Source organism: Oceanicoccus sp., from assembly GCF_029238675.1.
In the GTDB taxonomy this organism is placed as follows: domain Bacteria; phylum Pseudomonadota; class Gammaproteobacteria; order Pseudomonadales; family Dasaniaceae; genus Oceanicoccus.
The window spans coordinates 25,024-41,851 of sequence record NZ_JAQWFR010000025.1; the positions used below are offsets into that span (position 1 = coordinate 25,024).

The window sequence follows — 16,828 nt, forward strand, 5'->3', positions numbered from 1 at the left end:
ATCCGATTACCTATTTAGAGGGATTTCACGCCATGAACGACGACCCGAGGCTATGCCTGAAATGGTGGGCTTTTCGGTTGAAATCTCAATACCATCCCCACCCTTACTCACCACTACAGCATCATTATGTTTAGATAAACCAATAATCATACCTTCGCCCATATCAACGCCACTCAACACCTGAAAATCATCATCACCCATTTTATTAGAGTCATGCAGGTCGAAAACAACAAAGGGCGATGCAGTGCCCGTTATCATATCCAGTGCCCGCAAACGACTGGAACCGACTGGCGAACACTGCTGGCCACTGGCCCGGTACTCATCAAATACCAAAACGTCCCTGATAAGAACGGGCTGCAACAAGTTACGATCACTTGTGGTAGGAAAATCAATATACCAGCCATTAGCAGCGCTGGCGGGCAAAGCAATCCTTAACCCTTCAAAGGTACTGATATCTTCAATGATGCCACCTGTAAAAGTTAGATCGAAAGGCGTTGTACCTACACCTGAAACCCCTGAGGTAGCTAAGGCTGCCTGCCCCCCTTCAAACACCTGAACATTGGTGGTATCTATCAAGGTATTCTTGGGAACGGTAGAGACAGATCCCGATAAATCATTAGCCTCGATAACCCCATGAAAACTTTGCTGCCTGTTGCTATTAATGTCATCAGTAACAAAAAAGCGCCCCGTACCCGCATAAACCCAGCGGCGATTATCCCTGTCCAATAAAGGCAACGGGGCTGTGGTGTAAGGTTGATTGCTACCGGACAGCATAACATCCATAGTATTAGAACCTGGCCTGAATCGCATTAACTGGCCGGTCGGGCTGGAAGGAGTACCACCCACTGTGCCAAAATAAACAGCATCATCTGTATAGTCATTATCCCAATCCATTGTGGATATATCACCGGTAAAACTGGCGCTTTGCCCCGTTGAAAAAGGCCCTTCCCACGCCTTGGTATCCAAATTAATACGGAATATCTGCGCTGTTTGGCTGCTCACTGCACTGCCTAACGCGGCCTCTTTACTCGAGGCATCAGTACCCGCCGGCCCGGAACCAACAACTAAAAACCACTCATCATTAGCGGCGTCAATATTGCCGTTAACATCTTTTGATCGACTTTTATAGAGTGCCGGTTTGCTGGTGGTAAAACCCAATTGCGGATGGGTTAATTCTGCCAACAATACCGGGGGCACTTCAGGGTCAGTGACGTCAAATATCATTATTGCCGATCTCATCGTAATATCGTCACTGCTATCACCATCCGTATCACTGTCTGGATCGAAGGTGATATCAGCACCCCCTAAACGCATAGTGACGACTAAAATAGTGCCCCAGCCATAGGGGTGGGCACAACTATCTGAGTTTGGACAATCGTTAAAGATATTGACATCAAACTTTTGGGTATCACCATCTACATAATAAACATGAGGGTAATCAGCTTCTTTTAACCACTGTAAATGCGGTAGCAAATTTTGTGGCACATAAGCCCAAAGTTCGGCCCCCAGGGGATGCGCAGTTTCACTACCACCCTCTGATTGTGTATTAAATGACAGAGTAGCAGCATCATAAAAACCGCCATTAAAAGCATGCAGCATGCCATCATTGGCGCCAACATAAATCATCTGGCGTCGATTGGCATAACGACTGGCAAAGGCGCGGTATTGAGCATCGTTATAGCGGGAGCTGTAATCCGCATCGGGACGACCCACATTCACCGGAGCCGAGTTGACAATATCGCCCAGACGCTTAGTGACCGTAGAGCCATCTTTAGTAAACTGTCTGGAGCGCCAGCCATTAATATTCTGATCCTCTCCGCGAATAAAGTTCACCAAAGCATCAGATAAATCGTTAATCCCATCGGTATCAGTCCCTTGCTCAAATCCCAGATAACGACGTAGATCCCGTGTTGCATCATCACCATCCACTACCGAGCTAAAACTAGTAGTGTCAAAGTCAATTATTTCACTGTCAGCAACATCACCGTCTTCATTTTCATCTATCCAGGTAAAAATATAACGGCCACCACCAACAGTATCACTGACGGGCGATGTGTAATTACGTTGAGTGGTAACATCTTTTATGTTCGATAACACTTCATTGACATCCCATAGTAATTTGATATCACTGATGGGTTTACCTGTTTCAATAATTGCACCGGAAAGATCGTAGCGATCAATCACCACCTCCGATAAGACATTATCAAACCGAAACCTGATTTCAGGGTCAGCGTCATCTAGTGTGTGATTGTTATTACATGGGCTACCACTGCCTACACAAGCATCTTCACGCAAGCGGCTCTCTGAATCGATAAAGAAGGATAAGATAGAACCCGTCCAATTAACGGTCTCATTATTTTCATCCTCCGCAGTAGCTTCATAGACAGCTTGATAAATGGCCCCAGTACCATCGGCGCTGTTACCTACCACTGCCGCTGCCGATGAACTACTAGCGCCATCGGCAATATTATCCAATACCTCGGCTAAAGAGGTAACAAGATTAGCAGGGTTACTCACGGGGAAAAATGCATCGGGCGCGCCATCGGGCGTAAAATTGCCTGAGGTATCTTTCGCATCCCATTCAATATCACCGCCATCAGAGTTATCCGGCGTCTTATCTTTATCAATATCATCAAAACCACCATACTTGGCGGCATACCATAGTGGGTTTTCAAGTAAATCACCGGTGGATGTATCGGCATTAAAGCGTCGAACACTACCCCAAAGAATGGTACCGCCTGTATTACCATTCAATCGCGAAATGGTTTGCCCCCCCGGACGCAATAAATTGATATAAGCACCATCAGCAACGTCGGTACCGTTCATAATAAAACCAAAACTCAGGGCGTTACCGGCGTTAGCCTGAGGTACTGACACGCGAAACTGTATTTGACCGGCAGCTGCGTCCCCCCAATCAGGATCACTGCCATTAGTTGAATATTTGGGACAGACCGCTCGAACCTCAGCTGCTGTGCCCCTTGCTGTGCAATACTCGATACTGGAAATACCATCCATATCATAGTCATTACCCCAGTGAGAGTCCTCCCAGGCAAAGAGAATATGACCGTAGGTACTTGTCTGGCTCACAACAGTCACATCTGACAGACTACAATCGTTCCAACCTGTAGCTCCTAAAGATGCACCACCATTTGTATTTGCCTGACATGAAGGCACAAAGCTAACTGTATTGGCCGCCGCAACACCTACCGGAGTGGCCGCTATCTCAAAGCTGGGCAAAGACTCAGCTAAAGCCACCGTATAAGTAGTCACTGTCTGGTCTTCATCCAGTGCACGTAGATCAGTCGTCCTGGCATAATACGCTAAGCCCGCAACTTCATAGGTACCTTCCAACTGGGGGATTTCAGGACAGAGGCCTTTAACACCTGACAGGCCAGATACCGTTTTACCCGTACATTCATTGCTGTTAGTAAGATCATCGCTATTACCAACAATATAAGTACCACCAATACCTTCCTCGGTACCCACTTCGTCGGTCTTCGCACTGACAGCACTACTACCGGATAAACCGGGAAGGTCGGAGGCGGTAGCCAGGTTATCGCTATCGAAAGAGTTTAGACCCGTCGATAACACAATAATCGAACAGCTGGCGCAGTTATTATCCGCAGTTAATACACCAGCGGCGGACCAGGGTGCGGTGTTCATACCTGAAATCCAGGAAGAATCTGCCAACGTATTGAAAGCGGGCGTCGCTGAACCAGCCCCCGCAAAATAGCGCAGCGCTTCCATATAGATTTCACCTAAGGGGTTACCCCAATCGCGACACTGACGATTAGATCCACTAGCGGTATTTTTAAATGTGCTAATAGGGATACTGTGGCTATCACAGTCCGTATATTTTCTACTTCCGTAATCCCAACCAGCAATACGCATGGCATCCAAGGTACTAACAATGCCATTGGTAATGGTATTGAACGTACCATCATTAAGATTAATTTCATTATCAGCGGTAACTGCATCGGGCCCTGAAAATTCGGTGATGTTTTTGCGTAACACCCCACCTTCAGCATTTTGCTGGTAACTACCGGTCATTAAACCAAATTTGATACTGCCATCTTCACCGTATTTCTGTAATAGGCCAGAGGGTTTATGGGATGCAGAACCGCCAGTGTTATATTGCCGACAATAACTGGCATTCTGGTCCTGTCCATCAACACACACTTGCACACGAACGGTGTATTCACCATCAGTAACGGAGGAGTCACCACCGCTGGTCAGGGCATCTGCGGTTGAAGGCCGGGTATCAGCAGAACCCGCCTCTTCATCAAATTGGCACTGAACAACCTCAGAAGAACTCCACTGGGGAAAGGCGCCTGCCACTACTTTTATTAACGGTGGGTTATTACTGGTATCCAAATTTCTGGACTGGTCAGAGCTGCCACTGACGTAATCGGTAACATTACACAGGCTAATCTCACTATTACTAAATGGCGTATAGTCACTAACACTGCCATCAATCGTCGCATCAGTTGCCACTTTTACAAAGGCGTGAATATCCGATGGGATTAACACCCGCTCAAGAATGGTATTGGAGCTGGAATCAGTAGAGCGCTTACCACCATAAAGTACTTTGCGCACTACATCCATGCGAGTCATTGCGGCCCAATTGAGAAAATTACCGCTCCACTTATTGGCATTGGCGCCAGTACATTTTCTATCGACTCCCGCTGTATCAACATCACCGCCAGGGGTAAAATATCCGGAACCGGTTACATAGCTATAGCATTTATCGCTATTAAAATAACCATAGTAGTCAAAGGCGTTATTGTAAGTTCTATCTAAACTACCATCGTTATTCAAATCCGTATAATCGGTATAGGCCTTTTTATAAAGCTCATGGTCATTAGACATAACCAACATAACAAGAGGGGCTGCGTTGTCGACTACTAATGGAGGTATGGCTTTGTAATCCGATGCAGTAGCAGTGCTACCATCCGGTGCCGTCGCGGCAATGGCTGCGGTAGAAAGCATGGATAAAAACGTAAGCTTCCAAAGTTTTTGCACGCCCTTATAGACTGGCCTGCTATCCACTAGCTTGGTTTGCATAATTTTAGTAGTCATCTAAAAACACCTCGACTGTCAATCAACTGCAACAAAATCCGAATTTTCATTTTCATTCTATAGCGCCGGTGTAGATAGTGTGCTTTGTAACATCACTTCAGTAAGGCCTGAAGCATTAGCACCCAAGGCGGTGATTCTATAAAAAGCATGGCCACCACCGCTGATAACAGTGTCGCTGCCAGCATCAACAAAGCACTGAAATTCAATAATATACTTAACGGTTATACCGCTGGAGTCAGTGGGGTTCTGTTCTAAGTGGAAAGACGCATTATCCCATACGGCAAAGCCACCACCATCATGCCAAATGGGCATCGCAGGTGGTGTGCCAGTATAAATTACACAGTTAGCAGTCGTGCTAGTATTGTCACCCAAAAAGCAAAGCCCACCAGTACAAGTATCTTCAAAACAGCTGGCTGAGCCAGAAGCACAGGTAGCACTACTCAAGTCACTACTAGTAAAAGGCGTAGTCATCAACCTGTTCTCAGCGACGCGCAGGGCAGTTTCTGTCGCTTGAAAAACTTGCTGTCGATCACTAAAGCCTTTTATCATTTTTAGTTCAAGCCCAGAGCCCTGCATAGCAGTTGCTCCCAGCAAAGTTATTACTAATAAAATAATCAAACAAAGCACCAATACAGCACCTTTTTGTTTTTTTACCAGAACGCTATTCATACTCATACCCATACTCAGATATTGGCCGCTAAAGCTGCATTACGTAATTGCACGGTGGTGGTAATCAGCTGCCGCATATATTTATCATTATAAGTAACACCTCCTGCAATCGGTGTTTGCGAGGTGGTTTGCTGCAATACAGGATCTCTGGAACGTGCGACTAATTGAAGACGAACACTCAACACCCGGTCCCAGCCAATCCAGCCACTACCAGCGTCTGCTACATCCTGTGTAATATTGGCCGACGTCAAATACCGATTGACCTTACCATCAGCACTAAGGGCTTGGGTATCTACACCGTAGAGGATTTGAAAATCTTCAACGCCTGAGACCAACTCTTCGGCTATTGAGACATCACCATCACTATCTAACTTTTTAACAAACAAAGCCGGTACTGCATCGTCCGCGCTGGAAGTGCCAATATAATAGGCTTTGGATACAAACTCATAAACACCTGAGCCGGGGGGGTACGTGTATGCAGAGGAGTTGGGGGCTCCTGGGCAATTACCGTCAGAGTCACACGCCACACTACAATTGAAATGTCCGCCCATGTGTTTGGAACAATTAGTACTTGAACTATCAACTCCAGACCCTTTGCTATGATCTACCTTCCCAGTAGATATTTCGTATGCCGCAGCAATACCAATCTGAGAACAATTGATATGTGCCAACATGAAAATTGACCCCGCTTCCAGATCACCTGTTGATGTCACATCAATTTCTGCCGATGCAGCATTATGGCTAGTAACCGTTATATTATTAACATCAGAAGAATAACGAATAATCATAGAGTCCGGCGAACTGACCATAGCCCAAACATCATCTTTATATTCATCCGGATGGTCGGCAAGTTGAAAACCTTCCACCGCCGTCGTTTTTAAAAAGTCCGCCTGACTCGTACTAATATCAACAGCGTTTGCTACATCCGCACCGTTCATATTGCAGCCGCCACTATATCCAGCCTGCCTTAAATCCCTTGCAATCGTATCAACCGCAAAGCGGGCATTCTCTTGCATATAGGAAACTTCTGCATCAAATAAATAAGACTGTTTGGTAGTTAAGAAGGTATTAATAACACCGGCAAAAATAATCGAGGTGATGAACATGGAGACCAGCAATTCAATAAGGGTAAGACCCTGCTGCTTGGCAAAACCATATTGTTTTATAAAACCATATCCCATTACTTTCTCCGGCGGCATCTTTTGTAAATCTATTTAGGTTCCAGGTTTCAGTAGCTGTATTTCAGTAGCTATATTTCAGTGATCAATGTGTATTGTTCAAGTTCAACCAGGGAGGCATTATCGCCAGTTCCCTCTTTGCCCAGGGCCAAGCTATATGAAATGATGATGGTAACTTTAGTTTTATTAGAACCGGTATCAATATCAACCTGGGCATCGGCATTGGCCAAGGTGTCATTGACTACTATCCACCACTCAGCTTTATCCCAGTCTGCCATTTGTGCTTCGGTACAATTAGCAGTGCTACAATCTGTTGATGAAGTCGGTGGCTGGCCCGCGAAAACTTTGTAACTAGAAATGGCATCGCGGTTGGCCCGCGCCCTATCCACAAGGTCTTCTGCCAAGAATGATGCCTGCGACAGGGTATACGCTCTTTGGTTAATCGTCAGGCCGGAAGTAATCAGGCCGATATAACCCAGTAAGCCAATCGCCAGGATAACTAAAGCAACCAGCAACTCAATAAGGCTTGAACCTTCATGTTGTCGGGCTATGCTCTGGCCGACTAAAACCTGTTTTATTTTATCTTGCATAATAATCGCTAGGCTCCACAGTCAATGACATTACCTTTAACATCTTTATGAATGCTAGTCCCTGATTTAACCCGAGAATACTCTGCCATACCTGTGCGATGCATTAGGATAGCTCTACCTAACTCATCAACAGTGGTATCTTCGTCGCATAATTTAACCGTCAATTGATCACTAATCTGGCCACGAGTATCAAAACGAATAAACTGCTGCACAGTACCGCCGGCGGTTGTCACGGTTAGTACATTGGGTGAAATGCTTTTATGCACCTTGAGTACATTGTCAATACTGTCAACGGTGCCGTCATTGTTATCATCAACAAAGGCTACCCAACCATTACTCATGCTACCGTTACAAGTACTGCCAGTGGTTATTGCTGATACATCCATGCTGCATACGGTAACTTCAGTTTGTCGAGTAATCGCAACTGACCGCGCCAATTTCAGGTGATTAGCAAAGGTGCTTAATTGTGACTGGATTCGATTATTGGTTAGTATGGAATCCAGGGCAGGAACAGCGACGCCAAGTAGAATCGCCGAAATAGCAATAACTATCAGTAGCTCTGGCAAGGTAAAACCCTGGTGCTGATGACGGTTGGTACAATTCACTCTTAATATCCCCTGCTGGTATTAGTTTGGCTATTTTGGCTATGAGTAACCTGTGAGCAATGTTGCACCACAGGGAACGCCAAACTTAATCGATCGAGCCTGGAGCATAGCCTAGCAGAGGATATTAGGGGGATTCAGGGTGACCGGATAAACGGTCTGATTAAAGCTTCAAACGGTTACAGTGGGACTGCCATGTCAACCAAGTGTGATTAGCTTCGCAATTCTTTAGGCAAAGAGAAGGTGATATTTTCTTCCCTGCCCTGCATTTCTTCAGGCGGTTGCGCACCCAATTCACAAAGACCATCAATAACCTGTTTAACCAATACTTCAGGCGCTGAGGCACCGGCGGTAATGCCTATGGTGGTTTTTCCCTTTAACCATACAGGGTCGATATCTTCAGCGGTATCGACTAAATAAGATTCGGTTCCCATCCGCCCAGCCAGCTCACTTAAACGATTGGAGTTAGAGCTATTGGGTGAACCAACCACTAGCATCAAATCGCACTCTGACGCTAACTGTTTGACGGCATCTTGCCGGTTTTGAGTGGCGTAGCAAATATCATCTTTGCGTGGCCCTTTAATCGAGGGATACTGCTGTCGTAAAGCATCAATGACCTGTGCAGTATCATCTACCGATAGAGTGGTTTGCGTTACATATGCCAAGGCTTCAGGATTGCCAACAACCAGGGTATTAACTTGCTCGACATCTTCAACCAAATAAATCTCACCCCCTTGAGAGTGATCATACTGCCCCATTGTGCCCTCAACCTCTGGGTGGCCTTTATGTCCAATTAACACACACTCCTGCCCCTCTTGAGAATACTTTGCCACTTCCATATGAACTTTTGTTACCAGCGGGCAGGTGGCATCAAAAACCTTTAAGCCGCGCCTTTTAGCCTCATCTTGCACCGCCAGAGACACGCCATGGGCACTAAAGATAACTATAGTATCGTCGGGCACTTCATCTAACTCATCAACGAAAACAGCACCACGGGAACGTAAATCTTCTACCACAAACTTATTGTGTACCACTTCATGACGAACATAGATGGGGGAGCCGAACACTTCCAGGGCACGATTAACAATTTCAATCGCCCGGTCGACGCCGGCGCAAAACCCCCTGGGGTTGGCTAGTTTAATTTGAATAGCACTCATGGAATCTTACCTAGCTCTCTGTGTTAACCTGCACATCAATAATATCAACATCAAACTGGATATTCCTACCGGCCAACGGGTGGTTAAAGTCTACTGTAACGTTATCGCCATCAATAGCACTTACCACACCGGGCAGCTCAGATTGGCTGGCATCGGCAAAGGAGATCACCAAACCTTCGGCCAATTCCAAATCGGCAGAAAAGTCATTGCGAGAAAATTGCTGTACATTGTTAGGGTTCGGCTGACCAAAACCTTCTTCAGGTAATACCGTATAACTCCCCTGATCACCTTTTTTCATTCCTGCAATTTTTTTCTCAAAACCATCCAACAGACTACCATCACCCATAACAAAGGTGGCAGGCTCTCGATCAAAGGTAGAGTCAATCACAGACCCATCGTCAAATTTCAGGGAGAAATGTAAGGTCACTGTTGCATCAGGGCCGATTAAAATATCTTTCATAAGTTCTGTACTGCTCCAAATAGTGACTGTAAAAAATCAGGCCGATTTATGCTGCTCGGGATTAAGAATCATATCTAAAATCATTAAAGCTGCACCGATAGTAATGGCCGCATCTGCAATATTAAAGGCAGGAAAATAAGAGGATTCGTAATGCACTGAAATAAAATCTACAACATAACCCAGCACCACACGATCCCATAAATTACCCATAGCACCACCCAAAATACAAGATAAACTGGCGATCATTAATAACTGTTCAGACCGTAAACGGCTTATCCAAACAACTAAAACGATACTAACCACCGCCGACACAATGGTAAAAAACCAACGCTGCCAACCACCGGCATCTGCCAAAAAACTAAAGGCTGCACCCGTGTTGTGTTGCAAGGTCAAATTAAACACCGGCAGTATTTCAACTGGCAGGCCATAGCTTAGTTCGGTACTGGCCAGGTGTTTGGTCCACTGGTCAAGTGCGACGATAATAACCGCAACGATTAAACCAATACTGTTAGCTCGAGTCAGGTTCATAGCGTCTTAAGCAAACTGGCGTTGTTCGCCAGTACCTTCAACATTATCAATACAACGACCACACAGTTCTTTATGTTCGGCATTAGCACCCACATCTTCACGGTGATGCCAGCAGCGAGCACACTTGGCATGGGCACTTTGAGCTACGGCAATTTCCAAACCTTCTACTTCTGTCTCCGCAGCGGAGGCTGACTCTGACAAAGGCTTAATGGTTGCAGTTGAAGTAATCAAGGCAAAGCGAAGCTCAGTATCCAGTTTTGCTAACTGGGCAGCCAGCTCGCTACTGCAATAAAGTGTCACTTCAGCTTCAAGACTGCCGCCGATAACACCCTCGCCTCGCTTCGTTTCCAGTTCTTTGTTAACGGCGGTCTTAACTGCCATCACATTCTTCCAGTAAGCTTCACCGAATTCGTTATCATCACTCAACGTAGTTAAGCCGTCATACCACTGGGCAAGGAAAATAGACTCTTCTTTTTCACCGGGGATATGCTGCCATAATTCATCGGCGGTAAAGCTAGTGATTGGGGCAATCCAACGTACCATCGCTCTGATGATATGGTACAGCGCCGTCTGGGCAGAGCGACGGGGCAAGCTATCTTCTTTGGTGGTGTATTGACGATCTTTAATGATGTCCAGGTAAAAGCCACCCAACTCCAGCACACAGAAGTTGTGAAGCTTTTGGTAGATCACATGGAACTGATAAGACTCGTAAGCTTCAATAATATCTTGTTGTAAACGTGCAGCAGCATCTACCGCCCAGCGATCCAACGCCAGCATATCTTCGTTGGCCACTAAATGCTCGGCAGGCTCAAAACCACTCATATTCGATAATAAGAAACGCGCCGTGTTACGAATACGTCGGTAAGAATCAGCAGTGCGCTTAAAGTTTTCATCACTCACCGTCATTTCATTGCGGTAGTCTGTAGCGGCAACCCATAAACGCAAAATATCAGCGCCCATGGTGTTCATCACGGTTTGCGGCGCAATGGTATTACCAATCGACTTGGACATCTTGCGGCCATCGGCATCAATGGTAAAACCGTGGGTTAATACCTGTTTATAAGGCGCACGGCCATTGACGGCTACTGAAGTTAACAACGATGACTGGAACCAGCCGCGATGCTGGTCAGATCCTTCCATATATAAATCAGCGGGGGAATGTAACTCTTCACGACGGTCTAATACCGAGGCATGGGTAACGCCGGAGTCAAACCACACATCTAAAGTGTCAGTGACTTTTTCATAGTTATTGGCATCATCACCCAACAACTCTGCGGCATCCATTTCAAACCAGGCATCAATACCTTTTTCCTCAACCTTAAGGGCCACTGCTTCAACCAGCCGCTGGCTATCCGGGTGCAACTCGGCGGTTTCTTTATGGATAAATAAAGTAATTGGCACACCCCAGGTACGCTGCCTGGACACACACCAGTCGGGGCGGTCATTAATCATTGAATCAATACGGGCCTTACCCCATGAAGGCATCCACTCAGTGGTTTCAACTTCTGCCAGGGCTTTGGTCAGCAAACCATTTTGATGCATGGAGATAAACCACTGCGGTGTCGCCCGGAAAATAATAGGGGTTTTATGGCGCCAGCAATGGGGGTAACTGTGCTCAAACTCTTCATGATGCAGCAAGGCACCCTGCTCTTTAAGGGTTTCAACAATGGCGCTATTCGCTTTTAGCACATGCTGGCCAGCAAAAAGCTCAGTTTCCGGTAGATAAACACCGTTGGAACCGACCGGGTTATAAACATCCAAACCGTATTTTTGGCCGACATTAAAATCGTCTACACCGTGACCGGGGGCCGTATGCACCGCACCGGTACCCGCTTCAGTGGTGACATGGTCACCCAGGATAACCAGCGAATGGCGATCGTAAAAAGGATGCTGGAGCTGTTGTTTTTCTAAAGCCGCGCCCTTACAACGACCAACCACAGAAAAGGATTCAACACCGTAACGTGCCATTACACTCTCGTGCAGATCTTCAGCCAATAAGATGTTTTTCTGCTGGCCGTTTTGATTAAACGCCACCAACACATAGTCAAAATCAGGGTGAAGACTAACCGCCAGGTTTGCAGGCAATGTCCATGGTGTTGTGGTCCAGATAGCCAGGGCAACGCTACCCTCGATATCGTCATTGGTTCCACAGGCTGCTAACACTTCACCGCGATCAACCACTTCAAATGCCACATCAATGGCTGGCGACACTTTATCTTTGTACTCAACTTCCGCTTCCGCCAAAGCAGAACCACAATCCATACACCAATGCACCGGCTTAAAGCCTTTTTGCAAATGACCATTGTCAGCAATTTTTCCAAGCGTACGGATAATGTCGGCTTCATTTTGGAAGTTCATGGTGAGGTATGGATTTTCCCAATCACCCAGCACACCTAAACGGATAAAGTCTTTCTTCTGGCCGTTAACCTGCTTTTGTGCATATTCGCGGCACTTTTTTCTAAAAATAGAAGGCTCAACTTTAACGCCCGCCTTACCCACTTTCTTTTCAACGTTCAGTTCAATAGGCAGACCATGGCAATCCCAACCCGGAACATAAGGCGCATCAAAACCATTCATGGTTTTTGATTTCACAATCATATCTTTAATAATTTTATTAACCGCATGACCGATATGAATATCACCATTGGCGTAAGGAGGGCCATCGTGAAGAATAAATTGCGGACGACCTTTGCTGGCCTCGCGAATTTTTTCGTATAAACCTTCTTCCTGCCAACGCTTTAAGGTTTGTGGCTCACGCTGGGCCAGGTTAGCCTTCATCGGGAAAGCCGTTTTGGGAAGGTTTAAGGTGCTTTTGTAATCACTCATACAGGTTTTATCTACCTAACAACGTAAATTTTTATGGTTTAGCCGACGCCGATATGTGCTGGGACAAGTACTGGCGACCGGTTTGTATATCTCTATAAATCTGTTCTTTTAGCTGATCAATGGAGTCAAACTTCTGTTCGTCCCTGATTTTTTTACGGAAGATGACTTTAATTTTTTTTCCGTAAATATCTTCATTAAAATTCAATATATGAACTTCTAAAATTGCTTTTAAACTATTATCAACCGTGGGCCTTGAGCCGACATTGGCAACGCCCTTTAAACTACGCTGCCCTATTTCAACTTCAACGGCATAGACACCAGACATAGGGGCACGCAATCTTCGCAGCGCGATATTCGCCGTAGGTGCACCCAGCTGACGCCCCAACTGCTGTCCAACAATCACCCTTCCGGCAATGCTATAAGGTTTTCCTAATAACAGTTCAGCTAATTCAAAATCGCTGTCTTCCAACGCCTTGCGAATACGAGTACTACTCACTCGGTCATCGCGAATTTTTAAGGTTGACGTCGCCACCACATCAAAACCGTGGATCAGCCCTTCTGATTTCAGTAAATCAAAATCACCACCGCGATTACGACCGAAGCGTAAATCATCACCGGCGATAATATAACGCGCACCCAAGCCCTTAACGAACACCTGCTGGATAAATTCTTTAGCTCCCATATCCTTCAAGTCTGGTGTAAAGCGAATGCGTAATACCCGGTCAATACCCAGCGCTTTAAGGGCCTGGAATTTCTCACTGAAGCTCATCAACCGGGCCGGCGCCTGCAAGGGAGCAAAATACTCTCTGGGCAAGGGCTCAAACACCACCACCGTGGTCGGCAAATTCAGCTCTTTGCCCTTATCAATCAGTTGCTGCAATATCGCTTGATGTCCATGATGAACACCATCAAAGGCACCAATAGTGGTGATACAGCCTCGATGTCTGGGGCGCATATTATGCAGGCCGCGAATAAGCTCCATGGAGTAATATCTATCAACAATGCTAAAGGGAGGGCCTTACAGCCCATAAAATAGCGCGTGATTATAACTTAGGCAGCTGCTTGCCACCAGCCAAGACAGGGGGAAGATTAGGCAATTGTGCTTGCATCGGCACGGAAATGACGGGGTCTTGCGCCAAAAAGCCCAAGGGCTACAAAATAGCTGGCCGCCCCAACCCCACAGAGGTAGAAAATATTCAAGACTCGCTGCCACCAAAGCCAATCAACCCACTGGGATGACTCAGGCGTTAGCTGCCACAATAGCACGGCCATCACCACCGCCGCCGCACTTAGACGCAGTATCGCCGCAACCATACCGGCCATGGGTGAATAGACCTGCTGTTGATGCAGACCACGGTATAACAAGCCCGCATTAAGGAAGGCGGATAAGGAGGTAGCCAACGCCAAACCAATATGCCCCAGTTGCCAGTAATAATGCAGCGGAACAACAAAGGCGACATTCATTACCATATTGGCCGCCATGGCGATAATGCCGATTTTAACCGGGGTTTTGGTATCCTGGCGGGAGAAATAACCCGGTGCCAATACCTTGATTAACATAAAGGCCATTAAACCTAATGAATAGGCCTGCAAGCTATAGGAGGCCATGGTGACATCCCTGACCGTTAGTTTTCCGTATTGGAACAAGGTCATCAGAATGGGTTCTGCCAATATCATTAGTGCTACAGCGGCTGGAATGGCAATCAATAACACTATGCGAATCGCCCAGTCGAGTGTCGCCTTAAAAGCTTCAGGCGAACGACTGGATTGCTGGCGTGATAGGCTCGGTAAAATTACGGTGCTGATAGCAATGGCAAAGACACCCAGGGGTAGCTCGACCAAACGATCAGAATAGTACAGCCATGACACACTGCCAGCGGGTAAAAAGGACGCCAACACAGTATCCAGCAACAGGTTAATTTGACTGACTGATACACCGAAAATTGCCGGGCCCATCAAAGCAAGGATTCTTCTTACCCCTTCATCCTGCCAATCCCAAGCGGGCTTTGGTGTTAGCCGCAAACCATGCATAAAGGGCAACTGGAAAGTGAGCTGTAAAATACCAGCGGCCATAACCCCCCAGGCTAAGGCAAAGGCTGGCTCATCAAAATAAGGGGCAATCACTATCGCCGCTGTAATCAATGAGATATTTAATAACACTGGCGTAAAAGCTGGTACTGCAAAACGGCCATAGCTATTTAATACCGCACCACAAAAGCCTGTTAGTGAGATTAAAAATAAATAGGGAAAGGTAATACGGATCATTTCGCTAGTAAGCTGGTAGCGAAGCGGGTCTTCTGACAGGAAAAAACCTGGGGCAAAAATTGCCGCAATCACGGGTGCGCCGACTACTGCAAGGCCGGTCACTATCAGCAAACTACCCCCCAAGGCCCCCGCTACTTTATTGACCAATAACTGAATGGCATTAAAGTCACGTTGCTCACGGTATTCCGATAAAACAGGCACAAAAGCCTGCGAAAAGGCACCTTCGGCAAACAGCCTGCGCATAAAGTTAGGGATTTTAAAGGCGACAAAAAAGGCATCTGCCGCTGCGGTAGCACCCACAAAATGAGCAATCACCACATCGCGTAATAAACCTAATACGCGGGATAACATCGTCATCATACCCACAACTAAACTGGACTTTAATAAGCCTGTTTTTTGTTGCGGTTGATCAGATGTTGATGTCGACATTAAAAGCGACTACCCGTATACCAATTAACATCACGGGAATTTTTCTCAACCTGATCTTCTACATCCAGTATCAAGGCAAACAAGGCCATTCTAACCACCACACCATTATCCGCCTGACGGAAGATAGCCAGGTTGGGGTTATCGTTCAGGTCGTTATCTAACTCATTAGCCCCTTCGCGGGAATCGCGAGGCAATGGGTGCATAATCACCGTATTAGGCTCACAAAAGCGCGTATAGATTGCCTGATTTAAGCGGTAGCGGCCACGGTATAAATTAGCCTCTTCCTGACTGGAAAAACGCTCTTCCTGGATACGGGTTGAATAGGCAATATCGACATGGGCAATACTCTCTTCCATCGCATCAGACTCGGTCACTGCAAGGCCAGCACTACGCATTTTCTCAACAATTTCACCGGGCATTTTTAATTCTTCCGGGGAAATTAATGTCACGCTAACGTTTTTATAGAGGGTTAATAATTTACAGAGGGAGTGGACAGTACGGCCAAATTTTAGATCGCCAATCAGAGCGATACGCAGGCCATCCAAATCGCGACCGTGGTCTTGCAGCTCTTTTTTAATAGTATACAAATCTAACAGGGCCTGGCTGGGGTGCTCATTAGCTCCATCACCACCATTGATCACCGGGACTCGGCTAGCGGCAGCAAATTCAGCGACCGAACCTTCCTGTGGGTGGCGCATTGCAATCGCATCGCTGTAACCGCTTAGCACCCTGGCAGTATCATAAAGCGACTCACCCTTGGCAATAGCCGAAGATTCAAATCCGATAGTTTCGCGCACCTCACCACCCAGTAAATTAAAGGCACTGCCAAAACTTACACGGGTACGGGTACTGGGTTCAAAAAACATGCTGCCTAAAATCGCACCATCTAACACTTTAGTAATGCGCTTGCGCTGGGCATAGGGTTTCATTCGGTCAGCGACATCAAAAATACTATCGATATCAATACGCTCAAACTGACCAATGGAAAGAATATGGCTGCCGGTGAATTTCAATCCTGCTTCTCCGTTCTGTTATTTATTTTATA

General features: G+C 46.4%; 12 protein-coding genes. All 12 read right to left on the reverse strand.

The features are described 5' to 3' along the window. Positions 1 to 6 precede the first annotated feature (6 nt). Positions 7 to 5,079 (reverse strand): PilC/PilY family type IV pilus protein, encoded by a 5,073-nt coding sequence (locus tag P8H32_RS08605; protein WP_301089189.1) that lies wholly within the window; start codon positions 5,077 to 5,079, stop codon positions 7 to 9. A gap of 57 nt (positions 5,080 to 5,136) precedes the next feature. Beyond that, a complete protein-coding gene (locus P8H32_RS08610) occupies positions 5,137 to 5,754 on the reverse strand; it encodes a PilX N-terminal domain-containing pilus assembly protein (RefSeq protein ID WP_297292270.1) in 618 nt (205 codons plus the stop codon). Between the two features lie 8 nt (positions 5,755 to 5,762). Then, a complete protein-coding gene (locus P8H32_RS08615; RefSeq protein ID WP_301089190.1) occupies positions 5,763 to 6,929 on the reverse strand; it encodes a PilW family protein in 1,167 nt (388 codons plus the stop codon). Positions 6,930 to 6,997: 68 nt separating this feature from the next. Continuing rightward, a complete protein-coding gene (gene pilV, locus P8H32_RS08620) occupies positions 6,998 to 7,516 on the reverse strand; it encodes a type IV pilus modification protein PilV (protein WP_301089191.1) in 519 nt (172 codons plus the stop codon). 8 nt (positions 7,517 to 7,524) lie between these two features. Then, positions 7,525 to 8,121 (reverse strand): GspH/FimT family pseudopilin, encoded by a 597-nt coding sequence (locus P8H32_RS08625; RefSeq protein WP_301089192.1) that lies wholly within the window; start codon positions 8,119 to 8,121, stop codon positions 7,525 to 7,527. A 209-nt stretch (positions 8,122 to 8,330) separates the two neighbouring features. Further along, positions 8,331 to 9,266 carry a 4-hydroxy-3-methylbut-2-enyl diphosphate reductase gene (gene ispH / locus P8H32_RS08630; RefSeq protein WP_297292300.1) on the reverse strand — a complete coding sequence of 312 codons (936 nt, stop codon included), beginning with the start codon at positions 9,264 to 9,266 and terminating at the stop codon, positions 8,331 to 8,333. A gap of 19 nt (positions 9,267 to 9,285) precedes the next feature. Beyond that, positions 9,286 to 9,735: an FKBP-type peptidyl-prolyl cis-trans isomerase gene (gene fkpB, locus P8H32_RS08635; RefSeq protein WP_297292274.1), complete on the reverse strand. Its 450-nt coding sequence runs from the start codon at positions 9,733 to 9,735 to the stop codon at positions 9,286 to 9,288. 36 nt (positions 9,736 to 9,771) lie between these two features. After that, positions 9,772 to 10,263, reverse strand: coding sequence for a signal peptidase II (gene lspA, locus P8H32_RS08640; protein WP_297292275.1), 492 nt, complete (start codon positions 10,261 to 10,263; stop codon positions 9,772 to 9,774). A 6-nt stretch (positions 10,264 to 10,269) separates the two neighbouring features. Then, the gene (gene ileS, locus P8H32_RS08645; protein WP_297292276.1) at positions 10,270 to 13,089 is read right to left on the reverse strand and encodes an isoleucine--tRNA ligase; all 2,820 of its coding nucleotides are present in this window, start codon (positions 13,087 to 13,089) and stop codon (positions 10,270 to 10,272) included. Positions 13,090 to 13,120: 31 nt separating this feature from the next. After that, positions 13,121 to 14,071 carry a bifunctional riboflavin kinase/FAD synthetase gene (ribF, locus tag P8H32_RS08650; protein WP_297292277.1) on the reverse strand — a complete coding sequence of 317 codons (951 nt, stop codon included), beginning with the start codon at positions 14,069 to 14,071 and terminating at the stop codon, positions 13,121 to 13,123. 107 nt (positions 14,072 to 14,178) lie between these two features. Next, the gene (murJ, locus tag P8H32_RS08655; RefSeq protein ID WP_301089193.1) at positions 14,179 to 15,783 is read right to left on the reverse strand and encodes a murein biosynthesis integral membrane protein MurJ; all 1,605 of its coding nucleotides are present in this window, start codon (positions 15,781 to 15,783) and stop codon (positions 14,179 to 14,181) included. After that, positions 15,783 to 16,796, reverse strand: a complete 1,014-nt coding sequence (locus P8H32_RS08660; RefSeq protein WP_297292279.1) for an aspartate carbamoyltransferase — start codon at positions 16,794 to 16,796, stop codon at positions 15,783 to 15,785. The genes murJ and P8H32_RS08660 overlap by 1 nt, the downstream gene beginning before the upstream one ends. Positions 16,797 to 16,828 lie beyond the last annotated feature (32 nt).

Coding starts and splice junctions, on each gene's coding strand:
- P8H32_RS08605 (WP_301089189.1), bottom strand. CDS start 5,079: ATGACTACTAAAATTATGCAAACCAAGCTAGTGGATAGCAGGCCAGTC.
- P8H32_RS08610 (WP_297292270.1), bottom strand. CDS start 5,754: ATGAGTATGAATAGCGTTCTGGTAAAAAAACAAAAAGGTGCTGTATTG.
- P8H32_RS08615 (WP_301089190.1), bottom strand. CDS start 6,929: ATGGGATATGGTTTTATAAAACAATATGGTTTTGCCAAGCAGCAGGGT.
- pilV (WP_301089191.1), bottom strand. CDS start 7,516: ATGCAAGATAAAATAAAACAGGTTTTAGTCGGCCAGAGCATAGCCCGA.
- fkpB (WP_297292274.1), bottom strand. CDS start 9,735: ATGAAAGATATTTTAATCGGCCCTGATGCAACAGTGACCTTACATTTC.
- lspA (WP_297292275.1), bottom strand. CDS start 10,263: ATGAACCTGACTCGAGCTAACAGTATTGGTTTAATCGTTGCGGTTATT.
- ileS (WP_297292276.1), bottom strand. CDS start 13,089: ATGAGTGATTACAAAAGCACCTTAAACCTTCCCAAAACGGCTTTCCCG.
- ribF (WP_297292277.1), bottom strand. CDS start 14,071: ATGGAGCTTATTCGCGGCCTGCATAATATGCGCCCCAGACATCGAGGC.
- murJ (WP_301089193.1), bottom strand. CDS start 15,783: ATGTCGACATCAACATCTGATCAACCGCAACAAAAAACAGGCTTATTA.